Origin of the sequence: Coprococcus sp. RTP21204st1_G4_RTP21204_210225, from assembly GCF_040915385.1 — a bacterium.
GTDB lineage: Bacteria > Bacillota > Clostridia > Lachnospirales > Lachnospiraceae > Allocoprococcus > Allocoprococcus comes.
This window is the reverse complement of the sequence record NZ_JBCPDP010000008.1, coordinates 70795-87491: the sequence shown is the minus strand read 5'-3', so window position 1 is coordinate 87491 and position 16697 is coordinate 70795. Positions and strand designations below refer to the sequence as shown.

At 40.8% G+C, this 16697-nt stretch carries 33 protein-coding genes; 6 read left to right on the top strand and 27 right to left on the bottom strand.

Features of this window, described 5'->3' with window-relative positions; genetic code table 11:
- Positions 1-45 precede the first annotated feature (45 nt).
- The 25 genes from AB5213_RS09495 to AB5213_RS09375 all read right to left on the bottom strand — a co-directional run bounded on the left by AB5213_RS09495 (position 46) and on the right by AB5213_RS09375 (position 10595).
- Positions 46-399, bottom strand: a complete 354-nt coding sequence (locus AB5213_RS09495) for a hypothetical protein (protein ID WP_055296963.1) — start codon at positions 397-399, stop codon at positions 46-48.
- 192 nt (positions 400-591) lie between these two features.
- The gene (locus tag AB5213_RS09490) at positions 592-1044 is read right to left on the bottom strand and encodes a hypothetical protein (protein ID WP_368276631.1); all 453 of its coding nucleotides are present in this window, start codon (positions 1042-1044) and stop codon (positions 592-594) included.
- The gene (locus tag AB5213_RS09485; protein ID WP_173698902.1) at positions 1032-1328 is read right to left on the bottom strand and encodes a hypothetical protein; all 297 of its coding nucleotides are present in this window, start codon (positions 1326-1328) and stop codon (positions 1032-1034) included. Before AB5213_RS09485 ends, AB5213_RS09490 begins: the two co-directional genes overlap by 13 nt.
- 28 nt (positions 1329-1356) lie before the next feature.
- On the bottom strand, positions 1357-1581 hold the full coding sequence (locus AB5213_RS09480) for a DUF551 domain-containing protein (protein WP_215633842.1): 225 nt from the start codon (positions 1579-1581) through the stop codon (positions 1357-1359).
- Positions 1581-2093 carry a YopX family protein gene (locus tag AB5213_RS09475; RefSeq protein ID WP_178413915.1) on the bottom strand — a complete coding sequence of 171 codons (513 nt, stop codon included), beginning with the start codon at positions 2091-2093 and terminating at the stop codon, positions 1581-1583. Before AB5213_RS09475 ends, AB5213_RS09480 begins: the two co-directional genes overlap by 1 nt.
- Positions 2086-2313 (bottom strand): hypothetical protein, encoded by a 228-nt coding sequence (locus tag AB5213_RS09470; protein WP_178413916.1) that lies wholly within the window; start codon positions 2311-2313, stop codon positions 2086-2088. The genes AB5213_RS09475 and AB5213_RS09470 overlap by 8 nt, the downstream gene beginning before the upstream one ends.
- Complete coding sequence (locus AB5213_RS09465; protein ID WP_215633841.1) at positions 2303-2635, bottom strand: hypothetical protein; 333 nt, start codon at positions 2633-2635, stop codon at positions 2303-2305. Before AB5213_RS09465 ends, AB5213_RS09470 begins: the two co-directional genes overlap by 11 nt.
- Positions 2636-2687: 52 nt before the next feature.
- Positions 2688-2903: a hypothetical protein gene (locus AB5213_RS09460; RefSeq protein ID WP_215633840.1), complete on the bottom strand. Its 216-nt coding sequence runs from the start codon at positions 2901-2903 to the stop codon at positions 2688-2690.
- Positions 2900-3196 carry a DUF551 domain-containing protein gene (locus AB5213_RS09455; protein ID WP_215633839.1) on the bottom strand — a complete coding sequence of 99 codons (297 nt, stop codon included), beginning with the start codon at positions 3194-3196 and terminating at the stop codon, positions 2900-2902. The genes AB5213_RS09460 and AB5213_RS09455 overlap by 4 nt, the downstream gene beginning before the upstream one ends.
- Positions 3197-3237: 41 nt before the next feature.
- A complete protein-coding gene (locus AB5213_RS09450) occupies positions 3238-3468 on the bottom strand; it encodes a hypothetical protein (RefSeq protein ID WP_215633838.1) in 231 nt (76 codons plus the stop codon).
- A 231-nt stretch (positions 3469-3699) separates the two neighbouring features.
- On the bottom strand, positions 3700-3966 hold the full coding sequence (locus AB5213_RS09445) for a hypothetical protein (RefSeq protein WP_178024563.1): 267 nt from the start codon (positions 3964-3966) through the stop codon (positions 3700-3702).
- Positions 3967-3980: 14 nt separating this feature from the next.
- Positions 3981-4199: a hypothetical protein gene (locus AB5213_RS09440; protein WP_178024565.1), complete on the bottom strand. Its 219-nt coding sequence runs from the start codon at positions 4197-4199 to the stop codon at positions 3981-3983.
- Positions 4192-4596 carry a hypothetical protein gene (locus tag AB5213_RS09435; RefSeq protein WP_270222857.1) on the bottom strand — a complete coding sequence of 135 codons (405 nt, stop codon included), beginning with the start codon at positions 4594-4596 and terminating at the stop codon, positions 4192-4194. Before AB5213_RS09435 ends, AB5213_RS09440 begins: the two co-directional genes overlap by 8 nt.
- A 2-nt stretch (positions 4597-4598) precedes the next feature.
- Positions 4599-4820: a hypothetical protein gene (locus AB5213_RS09430; protein ID WP_270222856.1), complete on the bottom strand. Its 222-nt coding sequence runs from the start codon at positions 4818-4820 to the stop codon at positions 4599-4601.
- 75 nt (positions 4821-4895) lie between these two features.
- The gene (locus AB5213_RS09425) at positions 4896-6014 is read right to left on the bottom strand and encodes a DUF4317 family protein (protein ID WP_215633835.1); all 1119 of its coding nucleotides are present in this window, start codon (positions 6012-6014) and stop codon (positions 4896-4898) included.
- A 76-nt stretch (positions 6015-6090) separates the two neighbouring features.
- On the bottom strand, positions 6091-6444 hold the full coding sequence (locus tag AB5213_RS09420) for a hypothetical protein (RefSeq protein ID WP_178413923.1): 354 nt from the start codon (positions 6442-6444) through the stop codon (positions 6091-6093).
- A complete protein-coding gene (locus AB5213_RS09415; RefSeq protein WP_368276630.1) occupies positions 6401-6709 on the bottom strand; it encodes a hypothetical protein in 309 nt (102 codons plus the stop codon). The genes AB5213_RS09420 and AB5213_RS09415 overlap by 44 nt, the downstream gene beginning before the upstream one ends.
- Positions 6684-8039, bottom strand: a complete 1356-nt coding sequence (locus tag AB5213_RS09410) for a ParB/RepB/Spo0J family partition protein (protein WP_215633833.1) — start codon at positions 8037-8039, stop codon at positions 6684-6686. The genes AB5213_RS09415 and AB5213_RS09410 overlap by 26 nt, the downstream gene beginning before the upstream one ends.
- The gene (locus AB5213_RS09405; RefSeq protein ID WP_055296937.1) at positions 8036-8311 is read right to left on the bottom strand and encodes a hypothetical protein; all 276 of its coding nucleotides are present in this window, start codon (positions 8309-8311) and stop codon (positions 8036-8038) included. Before AB5213_RS09405 ends, AB5213_RS09410 begins: the two co-directional genes overlap by 4 nt.
- Entirely contained in the window at positions 8301-8669 is a 369-nt protein-coding gene (locus AB5213_RS09400; protein ID WP_055296934.1) for an RNase H family protein, read from the bottom strand. Before AB5213_RS09400 ends, AB5213_RS09405 begins: the two co-directional genes overlap by 11 nt.
- Positions 8653-9489: a hypothetical protein gene (locus AB5213_RS09395; protein WP_242859465.1), complete on the bottom strand. Its 837-nt coding sequence runs from the start codon at positions 9487-9489 to the stop codon at positions 8653-8655. The genes AB5213_RS09400 and AB5213_RS09395 overlap by 17 nt, the downstream gene beginning before the upstream one ends.
- A gap of 164 nt (positions 9490-9653) precedes the next feature.
- Complete coding sequence (locus AB5213_RS09390; protein WP_055296932.1) at positions 9654-10007, bottom strand: DUF3846 domain-containing protein; 354 nt, start codon at positions 10005-10007, stop codon at positions 9654-9656.
- Entirely contained in the window at positions 10004-10201 is a 198-nt protein-coding gene (locus tag AB5213_RS09385; protein ID WP_055296930.1) for a hypothetical protein, read from the bottom strand. Before AB5213_RS09385 ends, AB5213_RS09390 begins: the two co-directional genes overlap by 4 nt.
- A complete protein-coding gene (locus AB5213_RS09380) occupies positions 10179-10415 on the bottom strand; it encodes a hypothetical protein (RefSeq protein WP_055296928.1) in 237 nt (78 codons plus the stop codon). Before AB5213_RS09380 ends, AB5213_RS09385 begins: the two co-directional genes overlap by 23 nt.
- A gap of 36 nt (positions 10416-10451) precedes the next feature.
- Positions 10452-10595, bottom strand: coding sequence for a hypothetical protein (locus AB5213_RS09375; RefSeq protein ID WP_156330621.1), 144 nt, complete (start codon positions 10593-10595; stop codon positions 10452-10454).
- A gap of 104 nt (positions 10596-10699) precedes the next feature.
- Here AB5213_RS09375 and AB5213_RS09370 point away from each other — a divergent pair, with 104 nt between their 5' ends.
- Complete coding sequence (locus tag AB5213_RS09370; protein ID WP_215633832.1) at positions 10700-11308, top strand: hypothetical protein; 609 nt, start codon at positions 10700-10702, stop codon at positions 11306-11308.
- Positions 11309-11426: 118 nt separating this feature from the next.
- On the opposite strand, the gene AB5213_RS09365 is transcribed toward AB5213_RS09370, so the two are convergent.
- Entirely contained in the window at positions 11427-11645 is a 219-nt protein-coding gene (locus tag AB5213_RS09365; protein WP_055296924.1) for a hypothetical protein, read from the bottom strand.
- Between the two features lie 51 nt (positions 11646-11696).
- Entirely contained in the window at positions 11697-11903 is a 207-nt protein-coding gene (locus tag AB5213_RS09360) for a helix-turn-helix transcriptional regulator (RefSeq protein ID WP_242859473.1), read from the bottom strand.
- Positions 11904-12051: 148 nt separating this feature from the next.
- Here AB5213_RS09360 and AB5213_RS09355 point away from each other — a divergent pair, with 148 nt between their 5' ends.
- The 5 genes from AB5213_RS09355 (at position 12052) to AB5213_RS09335 (ending at position 16687) form a co-directional block, all read left to right on the top strand.
- Positions 12052-12681 carry a LexA family transcriptional regulator gene (locus tag AB5213_RS09355; RefSeq protein ID WP_082424145.1) on the top strand — a complete coding sequence of 210 codons (630 nt, stop codon included), beginning with the start codon at positions 12052-12054 and terminating at the stop codon, positions 12679-12681.
- Positions 12682-12735: 54 nt separating this feature from the next.
- Positions 12736-13260 carry an NINE protein gene (locus tag AB5213_RS09350; RefSeq protein WP_215633831.1) on the top strand — a complete coding sequence of 175 codons (525 nt, stop codon included), beginning with the start codon at positions 12736-12738 and terminating at the stop codon, positions 13258-13260.
- A gap of 125 nt (positions 13261-13385) precedes the next feature.
- The gene (locus tag AB5213_RS09345) at positions 13386-13883 is read left to right on the top strand and encodes a hypothetical protein (RefSeq protein WP_215633830.1); all 498 of its coding nucleotides are present in this window, start codon (positions 13386-13388) and stop codon (positions 13881-13883) included.
- 201 nt (positions 13884-14084) lie between these two features.
- Positions 14085-14846 (top strand): type II toxin-antitoxin system PemK/MazF family toxin, encoded by a 762-nt coding sequence (locus AB5213_RS09340; RefSeq protein ID WP_215633829.1) that lies wholly within the window; start codon positions 14085-14087, stop codon positions 14844-14846.
- Positions 14847-15199: 353 nt separating this feature from the next.
- Positions 15200-16687: a recombinase family protein gene (locus AB5213_RS09335; protein WP_215633828.1), complete on the top strand. Its 1488-nt coding sequence runs from the start codon at positions 15200-15202 to the stop codon at positions 16685-16687.
- The last annotated feature ends 10 nt before the right edge of the window (positions 16688-16697 follow it).

Below are 16697 nucleotides of genomic sequence, written 5' to 3'. Positions count from 1 at the left end.
GCCGCCGCGTGGCGGGGTACCCTCCCCACCCTCTGTTTGCACTTCTCACCATTCCCCATCTGTAACGTTCATTTTGGGCTTTTGCTGGCTCCTCTGCATTTCATTCAACGTTTTATTGCTTTTCGCTACGTTGCAACAGTAATGCGCCGGTTGCAGGTTGTTCCAGTCCTGTGCCGCTGCTTCACGTGAGTTATATCCAAACTCACGCCACCTTGACACCGGTTTGATTTCATCTATAACAAAAGACAACGGATGTTTGCTATCGCTTGGTTCATTGTAATGTATGGGGCCAAGCCTGCCTTTACATATCCCGCATTCTCCACCTATTGCTTTAAACCTCGCCCGGTGTTTTCTTCTCAGATTCCCGTTGGCACTTCTTGGGTTCCGTTGTTCCTTCATATCTTTTCCTCTGACGGTTTCTGTATCTGTAATAAGGAGTTCTAAAAAAGTAATTGCAACAAACAAATGTACCGACGTATGAATAAATTCTTTCCAGAGTAAACCGCCAAAACCTCTTTCTGGAATTCATGGCAAAGAAAAAGGCAACAATCTTTCGACTGCTGCCCTGTTTCAATTCTTTACCTGCATATACTATATCACAGGTTGAGTGTCGCATTCTATCGCATATTTAAAATTTTTCAATGCATCTGAATGCTTTTTATGTACATACTGCCAGCAATACCCGGTTCTTGCACAGATTTCTTTCCATCTCATAAGATCTATGTAGTGATAAGTCAGGATATCTTTCTCTGTCTCGTCTTCCATCTGCTCAATTCTTTCCCTGATCTCAGTCCGGATCCTGACTCTTTTCTTCCTCTGTTCCACTATTTTCCGTTCCTGTTCGTCTACTTCTGCTGCATAATCCGACAGATCAGAAAGGTTGCTGCTTTTTGGCAGTCCATCCGCTGCCAGTGCTCCCGGAAGCATCCTATCCAGCTTTAAGCGTTCCAGCTCTTCCTCGATCCGCTTCTCCTGGCGTAATGCTTTGCCGTACTGTTTCAGGTATTCCTTTTTCTTCTCGTTCTCTTCTTTCACTGTTTCCATCGGTATACCCTCCCTGTCTTCCTGTCTCTCAATACTAAGACCTCGAATCCAAGCAGACTTGCTATATCTTTTAATGCTTTATGCGCTTCCTTTACGTGGTGTGGAATGCGGCTTGCATCCTGGATGGCTTTGCCTGCTGTCGGATCACGATATCCTTCCTGGTTTTTATACAATGTTTCATCATCTCCTACTCTATCATTGTCGGAATGAACAGCCCCCATAAGCACCACGCCGATCCCGTCCATTTCATTCCAATAATTACTGTAACTGCCGTAATTATCCATACAAATATCTTTGTATATTTATCTTCCATTATCCTTTATACCTTTCCGGAAGCGGCATCCACGCCACAACCTTATATGGTTCTCCCTGTTCATCGAACCAGACACCAGTCTGGGAATAATACAGCGTTGTTGCCTTATCAGCTCCCTCGATCGTGGTCAGAAACTCCGCTGCATATGCATGCCGGACATAAGCCTCAATAAATTCCCGTTGATCTGGGAGTCTTTCTGTTGTTGGAATCCATCCATTACTCATTATTCTCTTCCTTTCTTCATGAAATCATGATAAATAATATTATCGGTTTCCTTTGGTTTTGCATCCTCCGATTTATCCCAAATATTCCCGATAGCCTTCATCTCACACAATTTTACATAATCTTCCGTTAATGGCATTGAATAGCAAAACGGCTCGCATTTGCTCAGAGCATCCGTCGGAATCGTTTCGTAGTGCCATCCAATTACACTGTCTATTACTTTTTCGCTTTTCGCTTCTATGACGTTAAACTCTCCGAATACTGCTTTTACAAGATCAACCGGATTATCATGGCACATAAGGATATCATTCTCCCAGATCTTCTTTCCATTCTTATCCATGAGTCCAGTGTACTGGCAGATCGTATCCGGATCAACCTCATATATTTCCTGTCTGCTGCCGTCTGATTTCGGCTTGGTATAAATATATTGCATATTACCTGCATTAAAAACCAATCCTTCAACCCATTTACCACTCACCCCGCCCTTGGCTTTAAATAATATTTCTCTACCCATTATCCTTCTTCCTTTCTTTCATGTACTTCAAAATTTCTTTTTTCACCATCTTGGCATATTTTGGATACTCGCATCCAAACATAGCGCATCCATAAAAAACTGTACCATCGCCCGGATCTCCATGATCTACACTCATTTTGCAAGAAGCACACTCTTCAGGACTATGCTCTCTGCAATAATCTCCCATTGCCAGTAAGAAGTCTTCGATCTTAACTTTCATCTAGGCCACCTCTTTTCACGATTTCAATTGCTATATCCATAGCGTGCTCTTCCCTCATTTCTCCATCCCAACATTTATCGAGATATTGGCAATCTGCACACCCCTTATAATTGCAAGCTTCATCAAGCTTTAGCTGCTCTAAGTTAGAGACAACATTCTCCACGTCAAACGCTGTCGGCTGTTCTTCTACCGCTTTCATGCACTCTTTTATTGTCTCGTAGATTTCTTTCTGATTTTTACTGTCATTGCGTCCGAACGGAGCTTCTTGCAAAGCATAATCATTCAAGTGGAGTGCTAGCTTATCTGCATCAATTAGTCTCATCGTCCTCAACTCCTTTGTCGTTTTGTTTTTATTCATCAACTTCCTGTTCAAGTCAATGTGCTTTACAATCTACGCATACCTCTCTACTTGATACTAGACTACCTTCTTTTCGGCAATATGCTCTTTTATCGCCTGCATAATATGGACAATTTATGTTGTAATAAATCATAGCTTCTTCGCTTGCACCACCATCATCAATGTTTGCTCGGTTCAAGCGTGATTCCAAACCGTCCAGCAATAGATTTATCATATATTCCCTATTTGTCATTCTGTTTTCTCCTTATACGGTTCCGGTAACGGCATCCATGCAACAATTGTTTTTGCCGTGTGTTCATAGATTCCTTGAAAGATTCCATTTCCCCAATATCTCATCTCTGTTACTGTTCCGCTGTAAAAGCATACAATTACATCCGTATTATCCTCCGGCATCTTCTCACTGCATGGAATCCACTGTGTTTCTTTTAGTGCATGTATCCCCATTTCAATGGCTTCTACTGTTTCCTCAGTCCAGCCCCATCCAAGATGTTCCACTAATCTATCTATTGCTTGTTGATTATTCATCTTCAGCCTCCTCTTCTTTTGGAAATTGAAAAATAAAAGTTTCAGAAATTTGATCTCTTACCTTTCCCTCTTTTCGTCTTGTATTTTGCATAAATCTTTTCGCCTCTTCTGCCTTTATATAATTTTCTTATTGCCGATCCAAGTCCATTTTCCATATCCTCGGCAGTCTGCTCCCATGTACCTTCTGCTTCTCCCAACAGTTCAACCGAATTACTTACATAATCAATAAGCTTTTCGATTTCCTGATTTGTAAAGTAAATACTGCGCCCCATTTACTCTCCTTTCTCATCCTGCTCGGCTGCTTTTCTTTCGTCCTCGTCCATATCTCTTTCTTCTGCGATCTGGATGCAAAGCACCGGTTGTCCTATTTTTTCGTCTTTGATCATAAACAGCTCTTCAAGAATGTACACCTTTCTTTTTTTGGATTCGCTATTATAATGCTCATTTGTGCATTATCAGCAAATTCTGCAAGATACTCTTTTAATTCTCTATTTTCCATTCTCTTATCTCCCCTGCGTCTCTACAACATTCAGGATCTTTTCTGCTGCCTTATCCCAGAAGATCCTCACAAACTCATCCAGCGTTGTAAATTCTTCGCCTCTGTCACTGTCTACCAGTCCAACCTCATCACCATACGTCGTATCTGAATCCAGTTCTTCAAGGACCTGTGCTGTGATATCTTTTACAACTTCTTCTGTATCGGTATATCCGCAATCATAACTGCAGGCTTCTCTTAGCTCTTCCATATCTTTTTTCGATAATCTTCCCATTTTTTCCTTCTCCTTTACCATCCCATATCATTACGGTATCCAATTGCACTTGGATTTACCATGTATGATCTTTTCAGTTCCGATTCGTCCAATTGACGTTTCAACTGGCTTACTTTTTTCTTTAGTGCCCGATTTTCTTTTAATACCGCCATGAGTTTACAGCTATCATGCTGATCACATTTTGTGTCTTCAGAATAGTTTTCGCACATCAGGCATACTTCTTTTTCAGTCATTACTGCCGCCTTTCTTGTATGGCTTCGGAAATGGCATCCATGCTTTCATGTCTTTCCAATCGTTTCCGCTCTCCAAACAATGTCCTACAATGTCAATGCAGTTTTCATCGGTCCATACTCTTTTTCCGTCTGTTACTATGATTTCTTCTCCATCTTCCGGCATTGGACAGTCCAGATAATAGATTATGTCTTCCGGAATTCCTTCCTCTTCCCGTTCGGTATCCAATATCACATGCCATTTCACCGGAATCCATTTTTGAATGATTCCAGCCTCTTCCAGATCCTCATACTCTGCCAGCTTATTGCAGCACTTCTGATGTCCGTTTTTCCTTAAATCCATTCTCGGTACAGCGCACCGGTCTTCTCCTTCTCCGATCCATTCTGTTAATCTTTCCATCGTTATCCCTTCCTGCGCCACGATTCCACGCCTTCCATTCCTTCTTTGCTGGTTAACTGCTGCCACTCCCAGTTTATATATGATCTCACAATCCCTTTCTGATTCCTGACCTGCACATGATGCGGATAAATCCCAAGGATCGTGACTTTTTCCGTGGCAAGTCTGCTCTTTCCACCTTTCTGGGAGATCCTACGTCTTAACTGTACTTTGTCTCCAATTTTCATTTTTTTGTTCCTTTCCGTCTTACTTTGCGCATTTTCTTGCTTACCGGATATATGAATGCCCGCATATTTCCCGGTTTAGTCGTCTTCCTCTTCATCTTTCTCACTCTCCCGGTTCTCTAAAATGATTCCATTTGCACAGATACCACCGTCTGCTTTGATCAGAATGTATTCTTCACCATCAATCACTCTGGTTGATACCAGATCCGTCCGATCAGCATTCACAGTCACATGTGCATCCAGAAGTCCGATTTCAAACCGCTTTGTATTTACGGTGTTCTCTGTGTCAATCTCGGCAGTGTTGCAACCTTTTGCACTTTCTGCTGCCACCTCCGGATCAATTCCGATGTTCTTTAAGACATTCTCTATCTCGCTCGCTTTCAGTCTTCTATCTTCCGAATCCGATTTAATATCTTTAATTCTTCCAAGCGAATGATATAAATCCTTCGCCTGTTCCATGCTTACTTTTCCATTCACTGCATTTAGGCTTTCCCGGAATGCAATTTTCTGTTCTTCTGGTGTAGACGGTAATTTGCACCATAACATTTGTGTGATCAATCCTTTGTCCGGATTGTTCGGACGTTTGTTGTAGTACCAGATGTGATCCGGATCACTGTGGCGGTCCGTGAATGCCGGATACAAGAACCCCTGTGTTGGCATACTTACCGTCCAGTCCCTTGTCCGTTCCTGGATATCTGCCAGATCTGGCGAATAAGATAATCCTGCTGCCGATAACCCCACCGGGCATAAGCATCCGATCATGTACCGGTATACCTCTTCACTTTCATCCAGATCCGTTCCATCTTTAGCAATCTTTGGAATATCATAGATTCCGCTGGCAATTAAAATCAGTGTATAGGTCTTATTCGATACGTCAATTGTTTCTGCAATCTCTTCCAGAAAGATCTGGCGCACTTCATCATCCTTCAGCTCCGTATTTGTAATGGCATTTAAATATCTGGCTCTTTCTCTGTCCAGAAAATCCAACTGGAACATATTTTTTCCCGGCTTTCCGGATAAAACCTTTTCAAAAATGTCCAGATATTTGAATCTTTCCGTTTCTGGGATGTTTGAAAAGGTCTTGGTAAATTCCAGCCGGCAATCCCGGGCGTTGTCTACGATGTACCCGGTAATTTTGGTGATGTTACATAAATCTATTCTCATAGTTCTTTTTAGCTCAAATAACTCTTTCCTCATTGTCGCTCCTTTCTGGCTGCCGCACCGGGCAGCCATGCACTCTGCGAAATTGTGATATATTAACTTCCTGTGGTGCCTATAAATAATTCTTTCCGGCGTTTTTCATCCATTCTTCCCTTGTATGGGTTCTTTCGTAAACCTCCTGAGCTTTCGCCATCAGGATCCGCGCGTTCTTGGCATTGTTATGGACTGCTGCCGGTCCGTTTCGGTGATGTTCCAGGCAGAGATTGACTTTTAACCCTTCCGCCTCTGCAAATGCATGGGTGTTACCAAACAAAACATGATGCTCTTCCAGATATGGCTTGTATGTAAAATCTCCATCCAGTAACATGCACAGGTAGCACCGGCGGTCGCCTTTTGGCTGCATGATGCTTTTTTTGTGCTTCTTACGTTTCTTCTGTTTGGTTGGTTTCGGAAACATCATATTCATTGATCAACACCTCCCCGCTTTGGTCTACTTTTTCATTCAGGTATAAATACCAGTCCTGTGAACTGTGTACTTTTTTGGTTGTCTCTGCAAGGTACAGAGCCGCGTGATACAATGGAAGTGTCCGGAGATATTCCCGGCGGGTTAATTTGATTTTGGGAAATGTGGCCAGATATTCTTCTACGGTTATATTTTTCGGGCAGGCATCCGGTTTCCAGTCTTCTACACTTAACTGCTCCATCTTAGGACTCCTTTTTGTATAGCTCATGGTTGCCGTAAACCAAATCCGCCTCTTCTCTTTCATAACTCCAGCCATAACGCATTAAAATTTTGAAGCATTCCTGGTATCTCTTTCCGGCATCCTCTTTGTATTCTCCGGAATACCCTACCAAATCCCCGGTATGATCATCCATCATGTCGTTCATTGCAATCAGTAATAAAACCTGTGTATCCAGTGTTTGTATTTTTTCTTCTGCTTCTTCCTTTTCTTTCTCATCCGCATCATACAGGCTTTTCCCGGTAAAAAATTTTAGAACCATTCCATTTCCTAACCAACAGGACTTCTCCATCATGTTCCGGATCATCTTTTCAATATTTTTCTGGCGTTCCTCATCTTTTAGCAGTTCGATTTTCCCGTCCGCTATTGTCCGGATGAATTCTTTTTTTCTTTCATTCATTTTTTTCTGTAAAGCTTTCAACTGCTTTATCTTTTTTCTCTGCCTGTCCCATTCTGTTTCAACTTTTTCTGATTTCGGGAGTTTTTTCACTACATCAATCCCATTCCAACCATCCAGATAATACAGTTCTTTTCCGCGGATATTGATTCTCTTTGGTGGTTCTTTCTCCAGATTGAACGTTTTTACCTCTTTTAGTTCTGCCGTATACTTCTTTTTTTCAATCTCCTTTGGTGCTTTCTTGATTCCTGCTGCCTTCAAGAGTTCGACAATAATCTTTTTATTCTTCTCCCTCTCCCTGTTTTTAATCTCTGCTTCTACTTTCCACTGAATCTGTCTGGAGTCTGTTGCATCTTTTAAGATTCGGTTTCTGGTTTCAACATCCTCGATTCTCGACAGTTGGGCAAGATCTTTTAGGTTTAGCTGATATGCCCCGTCTTCATCCGTCTTTTCCTTCACCAGATCCCGGTCAAGCTTCGCAATCTCCAGCCTCCGGCGCACGGTTGTCCTGGAGAATCCGGTCTTCTCTGCAATCTGTTCTTCTGTATCTCCAAGGTCAAGCATCATCTGGAATCCTTCTGCCTGTTCCAATGGTGTCAGGTCGATGCGCTGCATATTCTCTTCCAGCATGGTTCCGACCTGGTCTTTATAGCTCATGTCCTCTACGATCCGGCATGGATACATAGTTACGCCTGCCATTTTTCCGGCGGCGAACCGGCGGTGCCCGATGATCAGCGTGTATCCTTCTTCATGGTGTGTACGTTTTTCGTCCCAGTATCCCGGAATGACCGTAAGGTTCTGCATGATCCCTTTTTTCTTGATTGACTCACTCAGCTCCGTCAGATCACCCAGGTCTTTTCGTGGGTTATCCGGATGCTGGTGAATCAGCTTGGCGTTGATATTCGTTATTCCACTGGTTGTCATTTTATTTTTTCCTCCCTTTCTTCTCTTAAATGTCCTGCTATATCATTAAGCGTTATTGCCATACTTTCGCACATCGTAATAAGTGCTGATTTTAGGCTTTTCATCCATCCGTCAATCTCTTTTGTTAACGTCTCCATCATTGTCGGCAATGTTATATTTATCTGCCTCGCCATTTTCCTTTCATACCGCCGTTGTTTTCGTTTATCCAGCTCGAACGGAGGATTTGCTCCATACTTTTTCTTGTAATTCTTTTTCCATTGCCTATATTTCATTGTTTTCTTCCTTTTCCCGCATTTTAGACTGTAGTCTATCGGAATACCGCGTAGACTCAGAAAACTCTAAGCTTACACGATGTTTTTCCATCTGCTCCGACAGCTCCTGCCAGAGCTCTTTGTTCTTGATCTCTTTTCCATGTGGTCTGCGCCACTCTTCCCGTTTCCATTTGTCCATGTTTCCTTCGTTTATGGTGGTGACCAGGAACTGATCCGGCGTGTAGACAGTCACTTCACACGGTCGGAGCATTCTCAGACCGACAAGGATAGCGATCATGCTCATTCTGTGGTAGGTCGTGTTCTGTTCGGTCTCGATCTGTGCTTTCACTGCCGGTCCTTTCTTAGTCTCGCACTCCACCAGAGCGATGCACTTTCCGTTTTTTGCGGTTGGTCCCCGGAAGTTTACCTCTGTGTATAGTTCTATCTTCATCTTCTCTCCTTATCCGGATCATTTCGTAGTGTCTGTACGGGAATCCGGTTGCTTTGTTGATCCCTTCGTAAAAAGAATCCTTTACTATGTAATATCCCTTCGGCGGTTTTGGTTCTTTCGGCCACCGGTATAAAATCTTTGTTTTGGGTTCTGGAAGCGGCATGTTCCGAGACGTAGAAAAATTGGCTTCTGCAATCTCATGATCCAGTACGCCCTCATCCACGTATTTTTTCTGGGTTTTCTCGTTTTTGGTAACATATTGCGCCAGCTTCCGGAACTCGCCTTTCTCATAGAGTAACTGCTTATTACGAACCTTTCCGTGTTTCCAGGCTACAGCTATGATCAGATCTGTATCCGGTATTCGATTCAGAACCACATGGATGTGCCAGTTACCGGACGGGGTACATTCAATATTGCGGATCCAGCGGAGCTCCTGTCCTCTTTTCTTGTATTCCTTCTTGCAGAACAGGTAAAACTCTTTGAAATCCTGCTTTGCCTGCTTCATGTCCGGCGGACGTTCCTCTTTCGGATATGTCAATGTGAAAAAGTAGTCATTGACCTTAAAATACATCCGGAGTCTGTGACGTGCTTTCCTTTCCCTGGTCCATTGGTTGACCTGCTCCACTTCCTCCGGTGTGGCTTTCTTCTTCTTGGCTCTCTTCTCTCCCGGTGCTCCATACCTTCCGTCCAGATATTCCTGTCTCTCTATTACGTTTCCCAAATCGTATGTCACTCGTCTGATTCTCATAGCGTGTCCTCATAACTTTAATAGTCTTATCAAGTTATTAAAAAGGGCAGTCGCCCTGTAAATACTTGACTTTCCAGCCGCTAAAAGGTACACTATAAGTGCTTAGATTATTCGTGTACCTTTATGGTTGCGGCGCTTGCGATATTTCTTTTCGCAAGCGTTTTTTATTCTTCTAAATATGAAAAATTCATTTTCAGGAATATCTTTAAGGCTTCTGCATCTGATGGTGCCTCGATATCCTCTCCGGCTGCGATTGCAAATACAACGTCTCCTAAGATTGGCCATCCGTGCCTATCTGTATCATAAAAGTACGATCCAAGGCGGTTGACTTCTTTCTGTTTCATTCTTCCGTCCTCATCCACTAGCATGATCATAGGCATCTTAAATGTCTCAAATAAGGTTTTCGTGCTTACGATTTCAAAACGCCCGCCTACTGCTTTCTGTAGATCACGGAAATCATCAAAGTTTACATCAATTACCGATATAATGTTATCCGGTGTTACTTTTACTGTTTTCACTGCTTGTCCTCCAATACTACTGTTTTTCTGCCTGCTTCTTTCAGGCTGTCTACATATTGTTCTAAATACGGGATCGCACTCTGTTTGAAATATTCGGATTCACGATTGACTCTTTCTATTGATTTCATAGTCTCAATCCATTCATCCAGCTTCTCCACTCTGATCCGCCTTTTACGCTGCTTCTCTTCTGGCATGCTCCCTCGCCTCCCTTATTTTTCTTTTCCGTTCCAGGCTTTCCCGGATCCGGAAGTATTCCAGTGCAAATGCTCCGGTAGTAAGTGTTGTGATTCCAAGTGCTGCATATAAGTAAAACAGCTCCTGACTTTTCACTGAGCACGCACCAGCCATCATCAAGATTCCGGTAATGCTTGCCGTTACGCTGAGTATCTTTGCGATCTTGTAAAACATCTCTTATCCCTCCTTTGCTTGTCCAACTGGTACCGCTTACGCGGTTTTCTCCTGCTGGTATCCTAAATGTTCTACAAACTTTCTGGTCATTTCCATGATTGCCTTCTGCTTTTCTTCCGGCATCATGGCTGCCATGTCAATTTCTTTTCCATCAATTTCTGCAATAAAAATATGTTGCAAATCCACCACCTCTCTTTAAACTATGCGATACTGATTGTACTTGTTGATTTGTCCTACTACTGTCTGGTATAATTTCCGTATCAAATTATGAAAGGATAATCATCATGCTTTCGTTTGTATCAAATATCGATTTAGAAAAAATTATAAATATTTTATTAGAGCCATCTGTCACTCTTACTCTTGGCATCTTTACATTACTAATTAGTCGAAACTCTAATTTATCTACTTTAGCTCGTGAAAGACTAGATAAGGTATACCATCCACTCTTTTTAGAAATCGAACCTTTTTTATACAAAAAAGTATCTCTTAACGACATAAATGCTTTTCTTTCTAAATACTATGAATTAGAAAACTCACATTCTCTTCTTATTGATCCTGTTTTACGTCAAGAGATTCGCTGGCTTGAAAAACCATCTGCTCTGCAAGAGGATAAATATGGCTATAATCAATGGTTCCAAATTTGCGATCAGATTTCCAAAACATATGACAAATTATGTAAACAAGCCCATCTCCCAGTTCGCAGTATTTCTTATCGAATTAACTACAGGCAATATCGTTCTAAAATTCGTATGATATTCGCTCTTATATGGATTGAACTACCAGCAATTGCATTTTTTAGCCTATTACTCGGTTTCGCATCTCCGCGTCTTTTAGCTGTTACATATGCATTGTTCTTTTTATTTTTGATGAAGACATTTTTGGATAACTTGTAATACAACGATTGCACAAAGGAATATAATAGCTACTCTTTCTCTGGGATATCTGTTTATCAGGTATCCCATTATCAAAGCAATTCCAACAATATACAGGACAACCACTATTCCCATTTCCTCACCTCATTTTCTCTTCATCTTTCTCAACAATTATTCTTATCGGCAATTCATTTGATATAAGGCACGTTCCCACAACGCTGATGCTCAATAAACCAAGCCCCATCAATATCCGCATCAACATAATGCTTATGTCTGTTGGAAAATAACGTTCGCCAACAGTCACAAGAAGTAATGGCACAAAAACCAGTATCCAACCAATTATTTTTCTTAGTTTCACATTCTTACCTCTCTTCCTCTATCTATTTTTGCATCAAATTTAATTTGATTATTAGGGTAAAAAAATATACTCCAATGGCATATTGTAAAGCTTACTAAGTTCTCTGCTTTGTGAAATTGTAGGCTCTGACTTACCTTTTTCCCAATTTACCACTGTATTTTTCGAGACATGCATCTCCTTTGCTACATCTTCTTGAGTCATTTCAGCATTTACTCTAGCCGCCGCAAGGGAAATTTTTAACTTATTCAATTTATTCACCTCCCACAAATCTTATTTTTCCTCGTTACGCTTATACTATAAGTCAAATTTAATTTGATGTCAACACTAAAATACAATTTTTTTTGATTTTTAGTTGATTTTAGTCAAATTATATTGTAGTATGTGATTATGAAAGAGGTGACAAAATATGACTGATATAGAACAGAAAAAAATTTTTTCTAAGAACTTAAACTTTTATTTGTCCAAAGCAAATAAAACCCAAAAAGAAGTCGCTGATGCGATATCTGTTTCTCCGCAAACATTTAATACATGGTGTCAAGGTATAGCTTTGCCAAGAATGGGAAAAGTTCAACGACTTGCCGATTATTTCCATATTGAAAAATCTTTTTTAATAGACGAACATACCGAGCAACCTTTTCCTAAATCTAATATAATAAAAGTTCTTGGACGCGTTGCCGCCGGCATTCCACTAGAAGCCATTACGGATATTGTAGATGAAGAAGAAATCCCTGAAGAATTAGCAAAAACAGGTGAGTTTTTTGGATTAAAAATTAGTGGTGACTCAATGGAACCAGATATTCATAACGGAGACACAGTAATTGTTAGAAAACAAGATGATGCCGAGTCTGACGAAATCGTTATTGCTCTTATCAACGGAAACGATGGCGTATGTAAAAGGCTAAAGAAATATGCAGATAGTATTGCTCTTATTTCGCTAAATCCTAATTACGAACCTATGTATTTCAGCCAAAAAGAAATCAGCGAGAAGCCTGTTAAAATTATCGGGAAAGTTGTAGAACTACGGCGAAAATTTTAAGCGGATACAAACACACATTCATGTATTTATTTTTAACGCAAATTGGAGGATTTTATGAATAAAACAGTTAGAATTATTGTAACTATTTTGGGTGGATGGTTTGGTCTTCATAAATTTATTGATAAAAAAATTGGAATGGGGATTCTTTACCTTTTCACATTTGGTTTATTCGGAATTGGATGGATTTACGATATATTTAAAGCTTTTTCTTCTTCACCTTCATCGTTCCAGTTAAAGCAGTATATCGCGCCTTCTGTTCCTGGAATATTACATATTAATGATAATTCTTATAACTTAGCGTACAATTATAATCAGGTTAACCTCTGCACTAAAGAACCTTTTTATTTCGATATTCCATTCGGTTCTTCGCTTGGTATTCAGCCGGAACCAACAAACAAATACGATAGCCGTGCAATTTTTTTCACTTGGAAAAATACAAATATCGGTTATATCCATAAAGGTCAATTGCAGGACATGATACACGATTATCTTTCTCCGAACCGTTATGTAATAGCAACATACGAATCCATAGATTGCGGAAATGTAATGATCACTCTGTCATTTTATAAAAAAAAGTAATAAGTACGGGATCTGTAAACAGGTGGATAATTATGTGGCGTATTTTATACCACAGCTATCGATGATGAAATTGGTATAACCGCATATGCGATTATATAGAAACACTTTTTATGAGGAGGAAAATTATGAAAAAGAAACTTGTAGCATTGGTTCTGATTGGAAGCATGGCACTGTCATTTACAGCCTGTGGCAATAGCTCTGATTCATCAAAAGGAACAAAAGAAGCATCCAAGAAAACAGAAGCATCTGCTGAAACTCCAAAAGAGGAAGTAAAGGAAGAAGTCAAAGATCCTGTTGTGCTTACTGGAAAATGGGAGTACAAAGATGATGACGGTACTTGGATGCAGGCAGATATTACAGAAGATACCATTACAATAAACTGGATCATGGATGAAGGAAACACGACTGCTGTTTACTGGGTTGGAACCTATACTGCTCCTACAGAATATTCTGAAGAATATACTTGGACATCCACCAGAGATAAGGAAGCAACCGATTCCGCTCTTCTCGCCTCTCTGGATGATACAAAAGAGTTTTCTTATTCCGATTCAAACAAGCAGATTACCTATCAGGTAACAGTTTCCGGAATAACAAAAACTATAGCGCTTGACCAGGCAGAATAATATAAATAAAAGAACCGCTCCTGCGCCAACAGGAACGGTCGAGCGATGAAACATACACCAATATGTTTCTCTATTAAGCACTCCGAAGAGATACCTAAATCCAAATAATATTGTATCATCTCCGGAGCAGCCGCGCAAGAGAACTAATCGTAACTATATAAACAATTACATTTTTGTTTCCAAAAGAAATGAGGTGAATATATGGGACGTAATTTAACAAAAGAAGAGCTTAAACGACATAAAGAAAAGGCTTTGGCAAAAATGGAACACTATATCGACTCTTTGATCAATAGTCCAGATTCTAAAACCCGTGGAAAAGCTGACAAATTAAGTTATTGGCTTGAAGATTGGTCTACTTTTCTCGATTTTGAATCTCGTTTTTCCCCATCCAGTTTAAGAAGATACAAACGAGGTGAAATCATAAAAGTCCATCTTGGTTATAATATTGGTAGCGAAGAAGGTGGGTTGCACTATTGCGTTGTTGTCGAAAAAAATAATTCAAAGAACTCCCCTGTAATAACTGTTGTTCCGCTTACCTCTGTTAAGAAGAAATCTGATGTAGATCATCTTCATAAAGGTTGTATCTATTTAGGTAACGAACTATACACAGGGTTAGTTTCCAAAATTACTTATATTCAAAGACCTCTGGAAAAGAAAGTCTTTGACCTCAAGAAAGAAGTTGACGCCACTTACAAAACTCATCCAGAAGACATGCATAAATTCCAAAAGGATTTAGAGGATTGTGCAAGGGATTTATTGTTATTAAAAAGAATGAGAAACGAAATCAATAAAGCAAAACTTGGTAGTATTGCTTTAGTTGGACAAATCACAACCATCAGCAAAATACGAATTTATGATCCGAAAACTAATTTCGATATTTTAAGCAATGTAAAGCTTTCCAACGAAAAGCTTGATCGCATAGATCAGGAAATTATTTCTAACTTTACAAATAGAAAAATTTAAAAATCAACATATTTTATTGACATTTTCATATAATGAGGTATATAATAAATAAGCTAAAACAAAGCCGTTAACCGGCAGTATACAAGACAATGCTCCCAGTCATCTGGCGAGCCGTATTTATTGAAAGACCTCGTAGAAATGCGAGGTCTTTTACGTTATATAAACATTTTTTCAAAACAAAACCGCTCCTGCGCCAACAGGAACGGCTCAAGACTAATGCCCCGAAGGATACACCAGTACGTTCAAAATATAGTGTATCATCTTCGGGCAGCCACCGCAAGCAGAACTCATGTTCTTCTGCTGGCTGTTATTTTTGTACCCTTTTTTACATAAAATACAAAGGAGCTGATACAATGAGCCTAAAATATGCATACGGATATATCCGTGTATCCACGCACGATCAGGAAGAAATCTCTCCGGATTCTCAGGAACATCTCCTCCGGGATTATGCTGCCAAGAACAATATTGTAATCCTGAAGATCTTCACGGATCTCGGTATCTCCGGAAGAAAAGCGGATAAACGCCCAGGATTTCAAGAAATGATTGGTCTGGCCAAAGGTTCCGATCATCCGGTTGACTGCATCCTGGTGTGGAAATTCAGTCGGTTCGCCCGGAATCAGGAAGAGTCCATTGTGTATAAATCTCTTTTAAAGAAGCAACACAATGTAGATGTGATCAGTATCTCCGAGCCACTGGCAGACGGTCCGTTTGGCTCTCTGATCGAACGTATCATAGAGTGGATGGACGAATACTACTCCATTCGCTTATCCGGCGAGGTATTCCGTGGCATGAAAGAAAACGCTACCCGCGGTGCATACCAGGCAAGACCGCCACTTGGCTATAAAGTTATAGAACGTGGCAAACCTCCGGTTATCGTTCCGGAAGAGGCTGCGATTGTCCGTATGATCTTTGATAAATATGTAAATGGAAAAATGAGTTTCTTTGATATTGCCCGACATCTGAACTCTCTCGGACTGAAAACGTCCAACGGGAAAGCTTTTGAACGGCGCAGTATCGAATATATTATTCAAAATCCATCCTACTGCGGTATGATCCGATGGAACCGGATGGAAAACGCCACCAACCGGATCAAAGACCAGGACGAGTGGATCATTGCTGATGGAATGCAGGAGGCGATTATAAGCAAAGAACTCTTCGATGCCGCCCAGGAACGCCTGAAAAAGATCTATAAACCGGTTGGAAAGCGCCCCTCTTCTACATATAAGCACTGGCTGTCCGGACTTCTGAAATGCCCGGTATGCGGGCGCACACTGACCGCTACGACCATGAAGCGTGCCAACGGGGAAAAGTATGCGTACTTCTCCTGCTACGGATACAGCAAAGGAAAATGTGATAAACCACACGGTGTAAGCTCTCTGGTGATCGAAAAGGAAGTCCTGAAAGCATTAGAAGAAGCTCTTGGTTCCAATTCGATTGTTTATGAAATGCGCGAAATTCGCCCACAGGAGCTTTCTAATGAGCGTACCCTTATAAGTGAACGCCTTGCCGGTTTGAAAGGCAAAGAGGACAGGATACGTGCGTCATACAGAGAGGGTATTGATACACTGGAAGAATATAAAGAAAATAAAGCTCTGATTGCCAAAGAAAGAGACTCTCTGGAACGGCAGCTTGCAGAGCTGGAAGAAAATACGCCGGATAAGATTCCGGATGATCCTACTCCTAAAATGCTGGATCGGGTAAGCTCCGTCCATGATATTCTGGTTTCTGATTCTTACTCTCTTGTCCAGAAAAATGAAGCTTTAAAGCAGATTATAGATAAGATTGTTTACGATCGGGAATCCGATACTCTGAAAATTCATTTCTTTTTATACCACTCATAATGCCGGAAAC